This window comes from Pedobacter sp. N36a, from assembly GCF_014472395.1.
Taxonomy (GTDB): Bacteria; Bacteroidota; Bacteroidia; order Sphingobacteriales; family Sphingobacteriaceae; genus Pedobacter.
On sequence record NZ_JACSZW010000005.1, the window covers coordinates 96510 to 112198 of the forward strand.

At 42.1% G+C, this 15689-nt stretch carries 16 protein-coding genes; 3 read left to right on the top strand and 13 right to left on the bottom strand.

The window, feature by feature from the left end; genetic code table 11:
* Positions 1-5: 5 nt before the first annotated feature.
* Entirely contained in the window at positions 6-1034 is a 1029-nt protein-coding gene (locus H9X96_RS11480) for a DUF3667 domain-containing protein (protein WP_187666413.1), read from the top strand.
* Between the two features lie 66 nt (positions 1035-1100).
* On the opposite strand, the gene H9X96_RS11485 is transcribed toward H9X96_RS11480, so the two are convergent.
* The 13 genes from H9X96_RS11485 to H9X96_RS11545 all read right to left on the bottom strand — a co-directional run bounded on the left by H9X96_RS11485 (position 1101) and on the right by H9X96_RS11545 (position 13089).
* The gene (locus H9X96_RS11485) at positions 1101-2387 is read right to left on the bottom strand and encodes a citrate synthase (protein WP_062548119.1); all 1287 of its coding nucleotides are present in this window, start codon (positions 2385-2387) and stop codon (positions 1101-1103) included.
* Between the two features lie 125 nt (positions 2388-2512).
* Positions 2513-3058 carry a DUF3347 domain-containing protein gene (locus tag H9X96_RS11490; RefSeq protein ID WP_187666414.1) on the bottom strand — a complete coding sequence of 182 codons (546 nt, stop codon included), beginning with the start codon at positions 3056-3058 and terminating at the stop codon, positions 2513-2515.
* A gap of 133 nt (positions 3059-3191) precedes the next feature.
* Positions 3192-3695 (bottom strand): hypothetical protein, encoded by a 504-nt coding sequence (locus H9X96_RS11495; protein ID WP_187666415.1) that lies wholly within the window; start codon positions 3693-3695, stop codon positions 3192-3194.
* A 64-nt stretch (positions 3696-3759) separates the two neighbouring features.
* Positions 3760-4692: a tRNA (adenosine(37)-N6)-dimethylallyltransferase MiaA gene (gene miaA, locus H9X96_RS11500; protein ID WP_187666416.1), complete on the bottom strand. Its 933-nt coding sequence runs from the start codon at positions 4690-4692 to the stop codon at positions 3760-3762.
* Positions 4693-5535, bottom strand: a complete 843-nt coding sequence (locus tag H9X96_RS11505) for a hypothetical protein (protein ID WP_187666417.1) — start codon at positions 5533-5535, stop codon at positions 4693-4695.
* Positions 5523-5903 (bottom strand): DUF1801 domain-containing protein, encoded by a 381-nt coding sequence (locus H9X96_RS11510; RefSeq protein WP_187666418.1) that lies wholly within the window; start codon positions 5901-5903, stop codon positions 5523-5525. Before H9X96_RS11510 ends, H9X96_RS11505 begins: the two co-directional genes overlap by 13 nt.
* Positions 5904-5976: 73 nt before the next feature.
* The gene (locus tag H9X96_RS11515; RefSeq protein ID WP_255431089.1) at positions 5977-7056 is read right to left on the bottom strand and encodes an MBL fold metallo-hydrolase; all 1080 of its coding nucleotides are present in this window, start codon (positions 7054-7056) and stop codon (positions 5977-5979) included.
* 12 nt (positions 7057-7068) lie between these two features.
* Positions 7069-8928, bottom strand: a complete 1860-nt coding sequence (gene topB, locus H9X96_RS11520) for a DNA topoisomerase III (protein ID WP_187666420.1) — start codon at positions 8926-8928, stop codon at positions 7069-7071.
* 2 nt (positions 8929-8930) lie between these two features.
* Positions 8931-9830 (bottom strand): histone deacetylase, encoded by a 900-nt coding sequence (locus H9X96_RS11525; protein WP_187666421.1) that lies wholly within the window; start codon positions 9828-9830, stop codon positions 8931-8933.
* Positions 9831-10691 carry a bestrophin family protein gene (locus H9X96_RS11530; protein ID WP_187666422.1) on the bottom strand — a complete coding sequence of 287 codons (861 nt, stop codon included), beginning with the start codon at positions 10689-10691 and terminating at the stop codon, positions 9831-9833.
* Positions 10688-11977, bottom strand: coding sequence for a kynureninase (gene kynU, locus H9X96_RS11535; protein WP_187666423.1), 1290 nt, complete (start codon positions 11975-11977; stop codon positions 10688-10690). The genes H9X96_RS11530 and kynU overlap by 4 nt, the downstream gene beginning before the upstream one ends.
* Before the next feature lie 37 nt (positions 11978-12014).
* The gene (locus H9X96_RS11540; protein ID WP_187666424.1) at positions 12015-12620 is read right to left on the bottom strand and encodes a DNA-3-methyladenine glycosylase; all 606 of its coding nucleotides are present in this window, start codon (positions 12618-12620) and stop codon (positions 12015-12017) included.
* Positions 12613-13089 carry a GAF domain-containing protein gene (locus H9X96_RS11545; protein WP_187666425.1) on the bottom strand — a complete coding sequence of 159 codons (477 nt, stop codon included), beginning with the start codon at positions 13087-13089 and terminating at the stop codon, positions 12613-12615. The genes H9X96_RS11540 and H9X96_RS11545 overlap by 8 nt, the downstream gene beginning before the upstream one ends.
* A 99-nt stretch (positions 13090-13188) precedes the next feature.
* Here H9X96_RS11545 and H9X96_RS11550 point away from each other — a divergent pair, with 99 nt between their 5' ends.
* Positions 13189-15357, top strand: coding sequence for a S46 family peptidase (locus H9X96_RS11550; RefSeq protein ID WP_187666426.1), 2169 nt, complete (start codon positions 13189-13191; stop codon positions 15355-15357).
* Between the two features lie 66 nt (positions 15358-15423).
* Complete coding sequence (locus H9X96_RS11555) at positions 15424-15675, top strand: hypothetical protein (RefSeq protein ID WP_187666427.1); 252 nt, start codon at positions 15424-15426, stop codon at positions 15673-15675.
* Positions 15676-15689: the final 14 nt, after the last annotated feature.

Sequence of the window (15689 nt, forward strand, 5' to 3'; positions counted from 1 at the left end):
CTCCTATGTCTGGTAAATATCGTAAAGAAAAAGACTGCTTAAACTGCGGTCATCAGGTAGAATCTCATTTTTGTTCCTACTGCGGACAAGAAAATATCGTTGTTAAGGAAGATGCACTACACATGGTAGTGCATGCCGTTTCCGATTACTTTCATTTCGAATCCAAGTTTTTTGGCACGATTAAACCTTTGTTGCTGCAGCCAGGCCTATTGACACAAAAGTATGTAGCAGGTAAAAGGGCTTCCTATTTACACCCGATTAAGCTGTATATCTTCATTAGCATTGTTTTCTTTTTGGTTACTTTATCTGGCAATGAAAAGAAGAAAACCGAACAGAAAAGACAAACACGAAGTCTGTCCAAAGACAGTGTAGACAAAGCTCAGCAAACGGAAGTAAAAACTAAAGCTGGTAATTTTGATATTTTAGGTAAGATTAACGAAAAGGTACAGGAGGAAAGACAAAAAAGTGATTCTGTTCATGCAACAAATATCATACAGCTGGATGCAGTTAGGGACAGTACCGTAGCAGCCTATGAAAAAAGACAGCTGGCCTTACCGGAAAATAAGCGAGACGGATTTATAGAAAAGTACTTCAATAAAAAAGCGATCATGCTCAATCATTCTGAGGATGCCAATAAGAAAGTAGAAGAAAATCTTTTACACAACATTCCAAAATTGATGTTCATCTTACTCCCGCTTTTCGCATTGCTGTTAAAACTGGTTTACATTGATAAGAAAAAATATTATTTTGAACACCTGATCTACTCTTTTCATATACACTCCGCGATATTTTTAGCAGTACTGATCAGTACCTTCATTACCTGGGCTGTTGGCCATATTTATGACATTAGCAGCATTACTTTTACCCTCTGCTTGTTCTATATCGCCTGGTATATTTATCAGTCCTTAAGAACGTTTTATAAAGGTAATGTGGGGGGAACCTTATTAAGGTATTTCTTATTGCTCATCTGTTACACCATATTGCTAACCATTACCGTACTCATAGGAATTGGTGTATCAACAGTCATGATATAAAAAAGCAACCTCATAAAAAAACCGCTTCTATGTAGAAGCGGTTTTTTTATGAGGATTAAAGCAGGATTAGCGCTTGTCTAAAGGCACAAATTCTCTGTTGGTATGACCAACATACACCTGACGTGGGCGACCAATCGGTTCTTTATTCTCATGCATTTCTTTCCATTGTGCAATCCATCCTGGTAAACGTCCTAAGGCAAACAATACCGTGAACATATCTGTAGGGAAGCCTAGCGCTCTGTAAATGATTCCAGAATAGAAATCTACGTTAGGATAAAGCTTACGTTCTACAAAGTAAGGATCGCTCAATGCAGCTTCTTCCAGTTTCTTAGCAATCTCCAATACCGGATCGTTGATGCCTAATTTTTCTAGAATATCATCACAAGCTTTCTTAATGATTTTTGCTCTTGGATCAAAGTTTTTATATACTCTGTGTCCGAAGCCCATCATACGGAAAGGATCGTTTTTATCTTTTGCTTTGTTGATCCATTTTTCAGTATCACCACCATCTTCCTTAATGCGTTCCAGCATTTCAATTACTGCCTGGTTGGCACCACCATGAAGCGGACCCCATAAGGCAGCGATTCCTGCAGAAACAGAAGCGTAAAGGTTACAGTCTGATGAACCTACCATTCTTACGGTCGAAGCAGAACAGTTCTGCTCATGATCCGCATGTAAGATCAATAAGGTATTCATCGCACTTACTACTACTGGATCAATATCAATTTCTTCTGTACGCTGACCGAAGATCATGTTTAAGAAATTGCTAACGTAGTCGTATTTGTTTTTTGGATAGATCAGTGGGTGACCTAAAGATTTTTTATAAATGAAAGATACAATCGTTGGGAACTTAGCCAGTAATTTAATCATGGTCAGATCCATGGTTTCTGGCGAAGAGTTTGCATTTAATGACTCTGGGTAGAAAGTAGACAAAGAGCACACCAATGAAGCCAGTTGCGCCATCGGGTGAGATTTAGAAGGGTAACCGTCTAAAAACTTCTTCATATCTTCATGAATCAGCGTATGACGGCTGATCGAAACCTGAAAATCAGTTAATTGCTCAGTGGTAGGTAAATCGCCATATATAAGCAGGTATGCTACTTCTAAGAAGGTAGATTTTTCCGCCAGTTCTTCGATCGAATAACCACGGTATTTTAAAATCCCTTTTTCTCCGTCTAAAAAGGTAATTGCACTTTTAGTGGATCCGGTGTTTTTGTAACCAAAGTCTAAGGTAATGTGACCGGTTAAATCTCTAAGTTTAGAAATATCTATAGACTTCTCCCCTTCGGTACCGGTAATAACGGGAAATTCATAGACTTTTCCGTCAATCTTAATTTCTGCAATATCTGACATATATATATCTTAAATTTATAATAAACAAAATTAGCTATTCCATATTGAATAGCATTTGATCAGCGCTAACAAAACTGTTAAATAATTATTAAATGTGAGTCAAGGGTAAGTAAGAATCCGAGAAATTACTTCGCTGATTTAATTTCCTCGACTACACTGCCGCACTCCATCATTTCATCTCCATAATATGGATTCTGAACTTTCTTCTCTGAAGACAACCAGTCACCGCCATCACCTTTATTGGCCATTGGACAGTGCTGTACATAAATGGTACCTGCTTCCACATCCGCATGTTTGAACAAGGCAATCAGGTCTGTACTTAAAGAAGTAAAGTCTTTTCTTTGTGCAGCGATATCTTTAGCTCCAGCGATTTTATCTGCGGTTACTGCAGTACTTTCACACCCTTTCTGACTGGCTAAGCTTGTTTTTAAGGTGGCGGCGGCTGTTTTGGCCTCTTCAAACTTAGCATTAACCAAAGCGTCTTTTAAAGCAATGTAGCCATTGTAAATAGACTGAACATTGGCATCCTTCAATTTTATGCTCAGCGGCGTTGAGGCATCAGCTACTACAGCAGTCGTAGAATCAGTAGCACTTAAAGCCACTTTCTGGTTCGTGTTGCTGGTACAAGATGTAGCCACCATAATTGCTGCTACAGCGAAGTATCTTTTCATATATTGTTTTAGTTTTTATGAATAACAGAGCTATGATATTCTGTTTTTTGGTTAAATTACAGTTTTATATTTAAATAAATAAAAAAGCCCCTGAAAAAAACAGGGGCTTAGTGTAATTAAGTCTTTTTCAGACCTATAATTTAAAGCCATAAGCAATACGTAAAGCTACCTGTCCGGTATTTAAACCGCTCTTTGGTAAGCCTTCATATTTTACACCCAGATCTAAACCACTGCTCCAGGCATAACCTATTGCAGGAGAATAAAGAAATGAAGTGCCAGAATTTTTGGTCACGCCGAACGCGGCACCTACTTCTCCTAATCCATACAAGCCAGAGCCACTCTCATCAAAAAACACTTTGACACCGGCTTTAACTGGGATATATCCATAATCAGAAATTTCAACACCATTGATGGTTTTACCAGTAAAATGAGTGTACCCTGTCGTTACAGGAATAGAGACTTGTTTTGAAACATCAAATTGCATTCTTGCATCAGCACCTATGGCAAAGCCATAACCATCTGTGGTTGGAACACCAAGATTAACACCTACACCAAGTTTCTGCGCATTTACATTCGTACTAAATAATAAAGCCATGACAGCTGCTGCCGAGGCTATAAAGGTGGTAGATTTTTTCATTTTGTAATTTCGTTGATATACTAGGTCAAATACAAAATGCATGCCACTAGAAAAAATTTACAGTTTAAAAAGATAAATCCTGCTGATAAGCAGTCATGACCTGACCATATAAATCTGCTTCATTTTGAGCGGCATCAAACCAGTGAATCTTCAAACCATCCTTTTCCATCTTCCTGAAAAAAGTCATCTGACGCTTTGAAAACTGGCATATTGCCGTACCTAACCGGGTTTTCAATGTTTCATAATCCAATTCCCCATCCAGATAAGCAATGATAAATTTATATTCCAATCCGTAAAAAATTAAAGTTTCGGGCGTTACTCCCATTTCCAAGAGCATTTTCACCTCTTCAATCATTCCCGCTTTAAATCTGGCTTCCATTCTGGTCAGGATTTTTTCTCTGCGCAGGCTCACCTCCGTTTGCAATCCGACAATAAAAGGCGTGATAAATGGTCTTTTTACTGGAATAAACTCTTGGTGTTGTAAATATTCTGCGATCTCCAAAACACGAATCAGTCTTTTATGAGAAGAAAGATCGGCATGGGCCACCCACTCCTTTGGATAATTGCTAAGCAGGGCTCTCAGTTCAGCAATATCTTTAAGCAATAGCTGCGCTCTTAAACCTTCATTCAATGGGATGGCGGTATATTCCTGTTCCAGTAGAATGCTGTGCACATACATTCCTGTACCACCGCATAGGATTGGCAAGACATTTTTGGAAGTCAGCGTTTCAAAAGTCCGATAAAAATCTTCTTTAAACTCGTTTACGTTGTACAGCGTTCCTGCTTCTTTAATATTGATTAGGTGGTAAGGAATATCCTTTCCATTGATCTTATACTCCTGCAGATCCTTTCCGGTACCGATATCCATATTTTTGAATACCTGTCTGCTATCTGCGCTAATGATTTCCCCATGAAGTGCGGAGGCCAATTTTACTGCAAGTTTTGTTTTGCCTGAGGCGGTAGGCCCGAGTATGACCAGGAGTGGGTGATGATCCATTTACAAGTATAAGATATATTTTAAATTGCCTGTGTTGAATACAGGAAGATAATTATTTTCTATCAAAAATTGATGCTGTGCAGCTGCGTCCATCGACTTCAATGATACGAACAGCCCTGCAGGCAAGCGAAGCAAAGTTTTCCGGCTGTAGTCCGTTAAATCCAGCCACATCTCTAAAGGTTCCGTCGTATTGACCAGTTTAAAACCAGAAGTCTCATAGGCATTACCCAACGACCAGTCTCTATCGGCATAACTCATCAGGTCATTTGGCTGCAACAAATTGATAAAATGCTGGAGTAATTTACTGAAACCTCCGGTTACGGTAAAGCCCATCTGGCTGGCGAAACGTACCAGTTCATAAGAACGGTAATCCGGGCCAATGCTTTTCATCGGCCTTGCCGCACTAAATAAAGCAACGGCTGCCAGTTCCCCCCCGATCATTAATCCGAACTTATACTTCGTTTTTGCAGAGCCCTGCAAATGATGCTGCCATAAAAACTCATCTGCCTGCACCTGATTAATGGCCACAATTTTGCCTTTTCGGCCATGCAGTTTTTTGTTGAGTCCCAGAATAGAAGCGATTCTTGCCAATACCTGTTCCCGTCTGCTCTGCCAGATGTCTTCCCATAAATGAACTACATAGCGATTTTGCTGCTGTTCCTTTGCTTGCAGCGCGATAAAATCAGCAGGAGCCCCCGGGTCTCTTAAGGAAACTAAATGTATGGCTACTTGCTGCTGGTCCAGAAAGACCAGCTCATTCCCCTCTTCTTCGGTAAAAGCGATGCCCTTATCGGTTAATGTCTTAATAAAATCTAATTGCCAAACCGGCCTTAATCTACCCAACCCTTTTCTTTATATAATTTGAATCCTTCCCCCATCGCGCTTTCTATCATAGAAAGCAGGTCAAAATCCAGTTTTTTGATGTGGAAGCAAGACTTCCCTTTTAAATGCTTTAATAATTTCGGATCAAAAGCAGTTTTCATTTCCGGTTCCAAATATATCGGCATAAAATAAAAGCCGACATAATTTTTCATAATAACTACACTGGCAAAAAACCAACCCAACCGCTTCTTACCATCAATGACTACTTCTTTTTCACTCCATAATTCATAAGCAGTTTCACTATTCACGCGGTCGTTGAATCCCATCGCTTCATAGGGTTGCATGGCGGCTCTGATGGTTTGGAAAATTTCTACAAAATCAGTTTTCATGGATATCGGTTTTACAGGTGAATATAAACACTACCACCATAACATGAATTTATCAAATATTGTTTAGCGTAACCTAATCCAGGTACCATCTTTTCACAGGATATTCCTGATCCAACACAATGGCTTCGCCTAACATTGGAGTGGTAATTTTCAAGTTCAGTTCTTCTGCCTTTTTTACTGCCCTCATGATCGGTTCATTCCAATCGTGCAACGCCAGTGTAAACTTGCCCCAATGCACAGGAAGCAAGGCCTTAGCCTTTAAATCTACTGCCGCCTGAACAGTTTGCTCTGGAAACATGTGGATCAATGGCCAGTTTACATTATACTGTCCGCATTCCAGAATGGCGAGGTCAAAAGGACCATATTTCTCTCCGTCCTGCTTGAAATGGGTATCATAACCGGAATCGCCGCCTAAGTAAAGCTTATACGCCGGTGTTTGCAGGATAAAAGCAGACCATGCCGTCTGGTTTCTTTTGAAAAGTCTGCCGGTAAAATGTCTGGCAGGTTTGGCCAAGAACTTCAGTCCATCCACTGCTTTCGCTTCTCCCCAAGCCAGTTCTGTAATTTTAGCGGCAGGAACACCCCAACGTTCTAAATGAGCGCCTACGCCTAAAGAAGTCACAAAATGTTTCGTTTTATGTTTTAAGCGCAAAATCGTTTGATAATCCATATGGTCATAATGATCGTGCGTAATCAATACCACATCTAAATCAGGAAAATCTTCCGTCTTTACAAAATCCGTTCCGTCATAATTTTTATTGCCTAAAAATGAGAAGGGAGAAGTACGTGCAGAAAACACCGGATCCACCAAAATGTTCAATCCATTTGCCTGGAGCAGGTAAGAAGAATGGCCAAACCAAATGACTTTAACCCCTTCCACCTGAGCAAAATCCGGCTTTACGTTTGGAAGCGCCTTTTTAGGACTGGAATTATCATTCCCCTTGATCATGGCGATCACCATATCCAGGTAGCTCACATGATCTGGTTTCATGGAGGTAGGGGATAAATTCTCCAGGCCTCCATCTTTATAATTTGGCAAAGCTTTGATCTTCTCCAGCCTTGCTCCTTCTGGTAAATTTCCAAACACGGGTAAACTGATCACCCAAAAAGTAAAAATACTGATGACAATGACCAGCACTAAAAAAACATACATAAACTTCTTCATTTAAACCCCAGCTTCCGGAACTGCTGCTGGCGGGGCCAATTTAGCTGCCAATCCATTTCCTGCAAGTAACATCTCATTGGTAATTTCCTTCGTATACTCGGTAATTTCTGCTTTAAAATCAGCCACAGAAGCTCCGGAACGGATTTCTTCGAGCCGCTTTTCCCATTGTCCTGTCAATTCTGCCTGTGCAATTTTCTGGTCCTTCACCACATCATATACGGCAAGTCCTTTAGGCGTAGGCACTAAATTTCTCTTTTCACGGATGATATATTCTCTATTGATCAGGGTCTCGATAATCGCCGCTCTTGTAGCGGGAGTCCCCAAACCACTATCTTTCATCGCATAGCGTAATTCTTCATCTTCAATATCCTTGCCTGACGTTTCTAAAGCTTTCAAAAGAGAAGCTTCATTGTACATCGGTTTAGGCTTGGTTTGTTTCTCCATGAAGGCTTTGTTCACTACTGGCAGCAGCTCTCCGGCCTTCACTTTTGGCAATGCAGGATTTTCCTCATCTTTTTTCTCTTCATCAGACTCATTAAATACGGATCTCCATCCCGCAGAACGGATCACGGTACCATTAGCGATAAATACAGAACCGGACTCCACCGTTATTTTGGTGATCTCTTTCACACATTCCTGATGGAATGCTTCCAGCATACGGCCAACCACCATGTCATAAATGGCTTGTTTATCGCCGGTCAGCTGATAAGGAGATTCCCCGGTAGGCAGAATGGCATGGTGATCCGTTACTTTCTTCGCATTGACACTGCGTTTACTCAGCTTGGCCGTACTCAGAAACTCGGCTTGCTTACCAAAATCTTTATGGTCTTTCAGCTTTTCAATCAGCGAAGGCACCCCAGCAAATACATCATCACCGATGAACCTGCTCCCTGTACGGGGATAAGTGATCAATTTACTCTCATACAAGCCCTGTAACAAACTCAAAGTTTGATCAGCAGTAAATCCCTTCTTTTTATTTCCTTCCTGCTGTAAACTACTTAAATCGTGTAATAGCGGAGGTGGTTCTTTTCTTGGTTTCGCTTCTACACTGAGGATCTTCCCACCATTTGGGAAACCGGAAGCCACATCCTCGATTTTATCAAACAGTTCCTGCGCTTCTTCTTTCTTGCTGAAATTGGCAATAGACATCGCTCTAAAGAGCTGTCCATCTTTATCCAGCTGTATCGCCAGTTGGTAATACGTTTGGGGTACAAAGTTTTTGATCTCCAGATAACGGGAACAGATCATGGCCAAAGTTGGGGTTTGCACCCGTCCCAGCGACAATACAGAGCGGTTTCCTGCGGAAATACTCAAAGCCTGGGTCGCGTTCATACCCACCAGCCAATCTGATTCTGACCTGCAATGTGCTGAATTGAACAGCGTGTCGTAGTCCGTTCCTGGTTTCAGGTTTCTAAATCCTTCTTTGATGGCTTCATCAGTCTGCGAAGAAATCCAGAGTCTTTTGAAAGGTTTTTTACATTTCAGGAAATAGTAGATGTAACGGAAAATCAATTCTCCTTCCCGCCCGGCATCCGTTGCGACAATGATCTCTGTAGCCTCATCGAACAGCATTTTGATCGTATCCAATTGTTTTCGTACCCCAGGATCCTCCACCAAACCATCTTTGGTTTTGATTTTGCGGATCGCCAGTTTAAACTTCTTGGGCAGCATCGGCAGGTGCTGTCTTCTCCAGCCAATAAAACCATATTCCTGCGGTGGCGCCAATTGAAGTAAATGACCAAAGGCCCAGGTAAATGAATACCCTTTTCCTTCAATGTAACCATCTTTTTTTGTCGTAGCACCGAAGACTTTAGCTAACTCACGCCCTACGGAGGGTTTTTCTGCAATTACAATCTTCATAATTATTCAAAAATATCTAAACCAATTTTAAAAGTATGACAATGTGCTTCCACAATGTCTTTGATGTTCGGGGAATATCCCCCGCCCATGCTCACCTGTACCGGCAGGCTGTGGTCTTTGCAAAAAGTAAATACCATTTTATCGCGGGCCTTGCAGCCTTCTTTTGATAAAGCCAGTTTGCCCAGCTTATCCGTTTCCAGTACGTCCACGCCAGATAGGTAAAATACGAAATCAGGCTGATGTTTCAGCAGTTCCGACAGTGCGGCCTCCAGCTTAGCTAGAAACTGATCGTCCTTTAAACCATCTTCCAAAGGGATATCGAGGTTAGAAACCTCCTTTCTAAATGGAAAATTCTTATCGCCGTGCATGGAAAAAGTGAATACCCGATCTTCCTTCTCAAAAATCTCTGCAGTACCATTTCCCTGATGCACATCCAAATCTATGATTAAGATCCGCTGTGACAAGCCTTTACTTAACAAATAATGCGCGGCAATCGCCTGATCATTCAGCAAACAAAATCCTTCTCCCCAATTGCTTCCGGCGTGATGGGTGCCACCAGCCACATTAAAGGCGATCCCATCTGACTGAGCGAAAATGGCGCCATCTATTGTTCCCTGTGCAATCCGCAGCTCTCTTTCCAGCAATTGCGCATTTAAAGGGAAACCAATTCTTCGCTGCTCCCTTGCCGGCAGGCTCAGGTCCCGTAATTGTGCCCAATATGCAGGATCATGTGCCAGCAGTACCGACGCTTCCTTTGCTGCCGAGGGCTCAAATAGCTGTGCTCTGGTGATGACTCCTTCATGGAGCAACTGTTCAGGGATCAGCTCGTATTTCAGCATGGGAAAACGATGGCCATCAGGTAAAGGATGGGCAAACAAAGGGTGCCAGGCAATCCTCCCCATCTAGCTTAAAATCTCCCCTACATGCTTCTCAATATTGTTGCAGATGTCATCCACAGGAAGGTCATTTGCATCCTCTCCAAAAGGATCCTCAATCTCTTCTGCAATCAGCTCTAAACCGGCCAGAACATAGAGGATAAAGGGTACAATTGGCACCACATAATATCCTAAACTGAACACCCATCCGATGGGCAAAGTGATCACATAAACGAAGATAAATTTCTTGATAAAAGCGCTATAAGAATATGGGATTGGTGTTTTTCTAATTCGCTCACAGCCACCACAAATATCCATAAACTTCTCAAGATCTGCATTAAGTATAATCAGCTGCTCCTGACTGATCTTTCCAGCTACCTGTAAATCATACACACGGGTAGAAATACTGGTTGCAATCTGGATTGGGATATGCTTTCCAGCATCCACTTCGATCAGCAGGCTATTCTTCCCAAAATACTGCTTTTCGCGCAGGTGTTCCTTTAGCGCAAAGGCAAATTTAGGAATCCCATATTCGAAGAATTCTTCATCTTCCCTACTCAATTTCAAGGACTTGATTTTGATCGCAAAATTGCGGCTCACATTCGTCAACGCGCCTAATAACCTACGGCCTTCCCACCACCTGTCATAAGAGGTGTTTGTTCTAAACACCAATAACATGGAAATCACAAAGCCCAGCAAACTGTGCATCATGCCTATGTTTTTCACGTATTGTGTTTCTGAAAGTTTCAGATAATTCAGTTCTAAAAATGCGATACCGGCAGAAAATATTGCTACACTGACCATTAAGGCCCATAGCTTTCTGAACACATCTGCCTGGTCCAGGTGAAATATAAAACTGATCCAATCTTTTGGATTATAATTTATCATACGAGTATCTCTTTACTAATTTTGAGCATCAACGCTCCTGTATTAAAAACGTCCTCAAAGGAGTTGTACAATGGTACCGGACTCAGGCGAATTACATTCGGTTCACGCCAATCGCCAAGCACATTGTGCGCCACCAATTGCTGAAATATTTCTTTTCCTTTGTCTTTGGCGATGATCGACACCTGTGCACCACGATCCGCAGATTCAACTGGCGTAATCACTTTAAACTGCTCCTCGCCTAAACTCTTATTCACTTCATTTACAATATAAATAAGATACCCTGTTAAAGCTTCACTTTTAGTCCGCAATGCTTGCATAAAACCCGCTTTCTCAAAGATTTTCAGGGAAGCATGATACAAAGCCATAGGCATTACCTGGGTACAGCTGACCTGCCATCCATCCGCTCCGGCCTCAGGTATAAAGCCTTTTTCCATTTTAAAGCGTTCGACTTCCTGGTAGCCCCACCAGCCCGCAAAGCGATTCAAGGATTTGTCGGCAAAATGTTTCTCATGAACAAAAATCCCACTGATGCCACCCGGCCCTGAGTTCTGGTATTTATAGGAACACCAACAAGCAAAATCAATGCCCCAGTCGTGCAATTTTAAAGGCACATTTCCTGCCGCATGAGCCAGATCGAAGCCCACCAATGCGCCAGCCTTATGACCTGCTTTAGTGATCGCTTCCATATCGAACCATTGGCCGGTAAAGTAGTTGACACCACCAAACAGCACCAAGGCAATTTCTGAACCGGCTGCTTCAATTTGTGTCACTATATCTGCTGTGCGCAACGTATACTCACCTGCTCTTGGGGCGACTTCAATAATCGCTTCTTTAGGGTCGAAGCCATGAAAACAAACCTGACTTTCAATCGCATACTGATCGGAAGGAAAGGCTCCAGCCTCCATGATGATCTTAAATCTTCCTGGCTGAGGCTTATAAAAACTCACCATCAGGAGGTGAAGATTGACCGTCAGTGTATTCATCGGACAAACCTCCTGAGGACCGGCACCTACGATTGGTGCCATCAATGATTTCAGCTTTTTATGGTAAAACATCCAGGGCTCTTCCCCTTCAAACCAACCTTCTACCGCAAGGTTTTCCCAGTTGGTCATTTGCTGTTCCATCACTTCGCGAGCGGCTTTCGGTTGAAGGCCTAAAGAATTACCACACAAGTATATAAATGGCTTTCCATGCTGTTTAGGAAAAAGAAAATCGTTTCTAAGATCGGCCAGTGGGTCGGCTTGATCCTGCGCTTTCGCAAACGCTAAAGTATAGTCAAAATTCATTGTCTCAAATATCAATAAAAATGGGCAGAAAATTTAATCAGGTACGAGGTTTACTTACATATTTATTCCCTTTCAGGTAATACCTCCAGGGCAAAAGCGCATGATCATCGGCATAACCCACACCTATTCTGTGGCTTGCCACGACCGTTCCCGACAGCCAATCTTCTGGCGCCTCTTCTATCCAGATTTCCGAGCCGTTCAACGCTAATCCATTCAAGCGGCGGTCTATTCCCATTGCTTTCGCCAGTGCTCCAGGCCCTGCAGTCAGATTTGGCCTCAACGCTTCCATCCCTCTTCTTTCCAGCATCACATCAATCCCAATCACCGGCTCCAATCCACGCACCAACACCGCATGCGGCGTGCCTTTAGCCGCGGTAACCACATTAAACAGATGATGAATCCCATAACAAAGGTACACATACGACACACCTCCTGGCTCATACATCACCTTTGTACGGTCTGTAAACCGACCACCATAAGCATGGGAAGCTTTATCCTGTATCCCTTTATAAGCTTCGGTTTCTACGATAATACCCGCGGTTAGCTGTCCATCTACAAAAGTAAACAGCTGCTTACCCAATAGCGCGATAGCCAATGCATTCACATCGTCATGCTGGTAAAAAGAGAATGGTAATTTAGCCATGCAGTAAATTAATAATTTCCTTTAAGTACTTCCCATCAACTTCATCGAAATGAGCAAGATGTTCACTATCTACATCTAAAACCCCAATCACTTCTCCCCCATTAAACAAGGGTAAAACGATCTCTGATCTGGAGGCCGAAGCGCAGGCAATATGCCCAGGAAAAGCATCCACATCCGGCACAATCAAAGTTTCTTTTTGTGCCCAGGAAGCACCACAAACACCTTTTCCCTTTTGAATGCGGGTACAGGCAACAGGTCCCTGAAATGGCCCTAAAACCAACTGATCTTGTTTAACCAGATAGAAACCTACCCAGAACCAGTTAAACTGCTCTTTTAGTGCTGCAGCAATGTTCGCTAAATTCGCGATCTGATCGGTCTCTCCGGTGATCAATGCCGCTATCTGAGGAATTAGGGAGCGGTATTGTTCCGCCTTATCTGTAGTGGTTATAATTTTTAAATCTTCTGCCATATCTGGATCTATTGAATACCCAAAGATACAAAAGCCCGATCCTTTTGTTTGCCATATTTTATCTAAGTTTGTGGTTTTATAATCACATACACCATCGAAATGAATAAAAAAATCTTATTAATCACTTCCCTGCTCGCCTTTGGCGTGATCCAATCGGGCTACAAACCCTGGGATGAAGGGATGTTTCCTTTAAGCGAGATTCACAAGCTTGACCTAAAGAAAGCAGGCTTAAAGATAGATCAAAATGAAATTTACAACCCTAATGGCACCAGCCTTGTAGACGCCTTAGTAAACGTAGGCGGATGCACCGGATCCTTTGTTTCTGGCGAAGGACTGATCATCACCAATCACCATTGTGCCTTCAGTGCGGTACAATTGGCCAGTACACCGGAACACGATTACCTGACCAACGGATTCGTGGCCAAATCACATGAAGAAGAAATTGAAGCAAAAGGATTAACTTGCAGAATTACTGATAGCTATGAGGATGTTTCAGATAAAGTTTTAGGTGCTGCAGCACAAGTAGAAGACCCTGCATCGAGACTACAGATCATCAACAATGCAATGAAAAACATTGCATTGGAAGCCGAAAAAAAAGACCCAAGCATCAAAGCGGAAGTCTCGGAAATGTTTATCGGAAAAACCTATGTTCTTTTCCGTTACAAGACCATACTAGACGTAAGATTGGTATACGTTCCAAACCGTCAGATTGGCGAATTTGGAGGAGAGACAGACAACTGGGTATGGCCTCGCCACACCGGAGACTTCTCTTTCATGCGCGCGTATGTAGCTAAGGACGGTTCTCCTGCTAAATACTCGAAAGACAACGTGCCTTACAGCCCTAAGAAATTCCTTAAAGTAAATCCAAATGGAACTAACGAGGAAGATTTCGTATTCATTTTAGGTTACCCAGGAAGAACTTTCCGCCATCGCCCGGCTGAATTTATTCAATATCAGCAGCAATTTGTATTGCCATACACTTCTGAATTGTACGATTTCCAGAATACCACCATGGAGAATGCAGGCAAGAAAGATAAAACTACGGAGATTAAACTGGCCACCAGAATCAAAAGAAACGCCAATGTATTGAAAAACTACAGAGGTAAACTTCAAGGTTTAAAAGGCATTGACCTGATTGGACAAAAGAAGCAGGAAGATGCTGCATTGGCTCAATTCATCAACAGCAATGTAGATGTGAAAGCAAAATATGGCAGTTTAATGAGCGACATTGACCATCTATATAAGATTATCAATGGGGATGCACAAAGAGACTTATGGTTCTCACAAATCTACAATTCGACTAGTTTATTGAGTGTATCGAGAAACGTCAATAGCTTCAAAGCAGCCCTTGATGCACAGCCAGCAGCTCAAAAACAAGCTTTCTTTGACCAGAACATCAATAGGCTTAAACAGAGTTTAGCTGCAAATTACGAAGCTTACGACCTGGATGTTGACAAAAAGATCTTCAAAAGAATGCTGAGTGATGCCGCAGCCTTTAACCCTAACCAAAAGGTAACTGCAGTGAATAAAATCACCAGCAAAGGAACGAATAGCAATGCCGTTATTGACCAATTTATAGAGAACAGTATTGGCCTGAGCAAGCTTAAAGACGAATCTTACGTAATGAACACCTTGTTAAAGTCGCCGAAATCAATTGCCGATTACAATGACGGCTTGTTGCTCTTTGAACAAGACATCGCCAAGCAAATCACGGAACTGAAACCTGAAAAAGACCGCAGAGATGGCCTTTTAAACAAGTTAATGGGTGATTATGTGAATGTAAAAGAGAAATTCATGAAGAAAGATTTCATCCCGGACGCCAACAGCACCCTACGTCTTACTTACGGATACGTAAGAGGATATTGGGCAGCAGACGCTTCTTATATGAGACCTTACACCACCGTTAAAGGTATTTTGGAAAAAGGAACCACTGGAAACCCAGATTTTGGTTATCCTGCACAAATTAAAGCATTATGGGACACTAAAGACTTCGGCCCTTACGCTAAAAAAGACCTGAAAGATGTTCCTGTAGCCTTCTTATACAATATGGATACCACAGGCGGGAACTCAGGTTCACCAATTATGAATGCCAAAGGTGAGTTGATTGGCGTCAACTTTGACCGTGCTTATGGTGCCACTATTAACGATTACGCCTGGAATGAAAGCTATAGCCGATCTATTGGCGTAGACATTCGTTACGTATTATGGGTGGCCTCAAAAATCGACAAAGCCGATTACCTGATCAAGGAAATGGGCGTTAAACTTTAATCTAAATATTACACCAAAGGGCCGTCTTTCATTCCCGTAAAGACGGCTCTTTTCACAAATGATCACATGAGAGTAATCGCAGAACTACCACACCCAGAATGCAAAATCACCTTGTTCAATATGAACCAGAAATACATCATAAAGTTCGAGCAGGGGGGGCTGGAGCAGAGCTATAAGTTATCTGAATTAGACCTTACAGGAGGAGGCGCAAATGAGATTTTCCAGATCCTGGACGAAGCATTTATTGCAACCGTTGTAGCCAGGTTTAAGGAGATGAGAACCGATTTTTCGTCAGCTTACCAACGTCAGCAATATTAACTCACCTAAATAGG

Excerpts from the sequence above, each read along its gene's own strand:
- H9X96_RS11540 (WP_187666424.1), bottom strand. The coding sequence starts at position 12,620 with ATGGCTAAATTACCATTCTCTTTTTACCAGCATGACGATGTGAATGCA.
- H9X96_RS11525 (WP_187666421.1), bottom strand. The coding sequence starts at position 9,830 with ATGGGGAGGATTGCCTGGCACCCTTTGTTTGCCCATCCTTTACCTGAT.
- topB (WP_187666420.1), bottom strand. The coding sequence starts at position 8,928 with ATGAAGATTGTAATTGCAGAAAAACCCTCCGTAGGGCGTGAGTTAGCT.
- H9X96_RS11515 (WP_255431089.1), bottom strand. The coding sequence starts at position 7,056 with ATGTATGTTTTTTTAGTGCTGGTCATTGTCATCAGTATTTTTACTTTT.
- H9X96_RS11555 (WP_187666427.1), top strand. The coding sequence starts at position 15,424 with ATGAGAGTAATCGCAGAACTACCACACCCAGAATGCAAAATCACCTTG.
- H9X96_RS11550 (WP_187666426.1), top strand. The coding sequence starts at position 13,189 with ATGAATAAAAAAATCTTATTAATCACTTCCCTGCTCGCCTTTGGCGTG.
- H9X96_RS11510 (WP_187666418.1), bottom strand. The coding sequence starts at position 5,903 with ATGAAAACTGATTTTGTAGAAATTTTCCAAACCATCAGAGCCGCCATG.
- kynU (WP_187666423.1), bottom strand. The coding sequence starts at position 11,977 with ATGAATTTTGACTATACTTTAGCGTTTGCGAAAGCGCAGGATCAAGCC.
- H9X96_RS11490 (WP_187666414.1), bottom strand. The coding sequence starts at position 3,058 with ATGAAAAGATACTTCGCTGTAGCAGCAATTATGGTGGCTACATCTTGT.
- H9X96_RS11495 (WP_187666415.1), bottom strand. The coding sequence starts at position 3,695 with ATGAAAAAATCTACCACCTTTATAGCCTCGGCAGCAGCTGTCATGGCT.
- H9X96_RS11530 (WP_187666422.1), bottom strand. The coding sequence starts at position 10,691 with ATGATAAATTATAATCCAAAAGATTGGATCAGTTTTATATTTCACCTG.
- H9X96_RS11545 (WP_187666425.1), bottom strand. The coding sequence starts at position 13,089 with ATGGCAGAAGATTTAAAAATTATAACCACTACAGATAAGGCGGAACAA.
- H9X96_RS11480 (WP_187666413.1), top strand. The coding sequence starts at position 6 with ATGTCTGGTAAATATCGTAAAGAAAAAGACTGCTTAAACTGCGGTCAT.
- miaA (WP_187666416.1), bottom strand. The coding sequence starts at position 4,692 with ATGGATCATCACCCACTCCTGGTCATACTCGGGCCTACCGCCTCAGGC.
- H9X96_RS11485 (WP_062548119.1), bottom strand. The coding sequence starts at position 2,387 with ATGTCAGATATTGCAGAAATTAAGATTGACGGAAAAGTCTATGAATTT.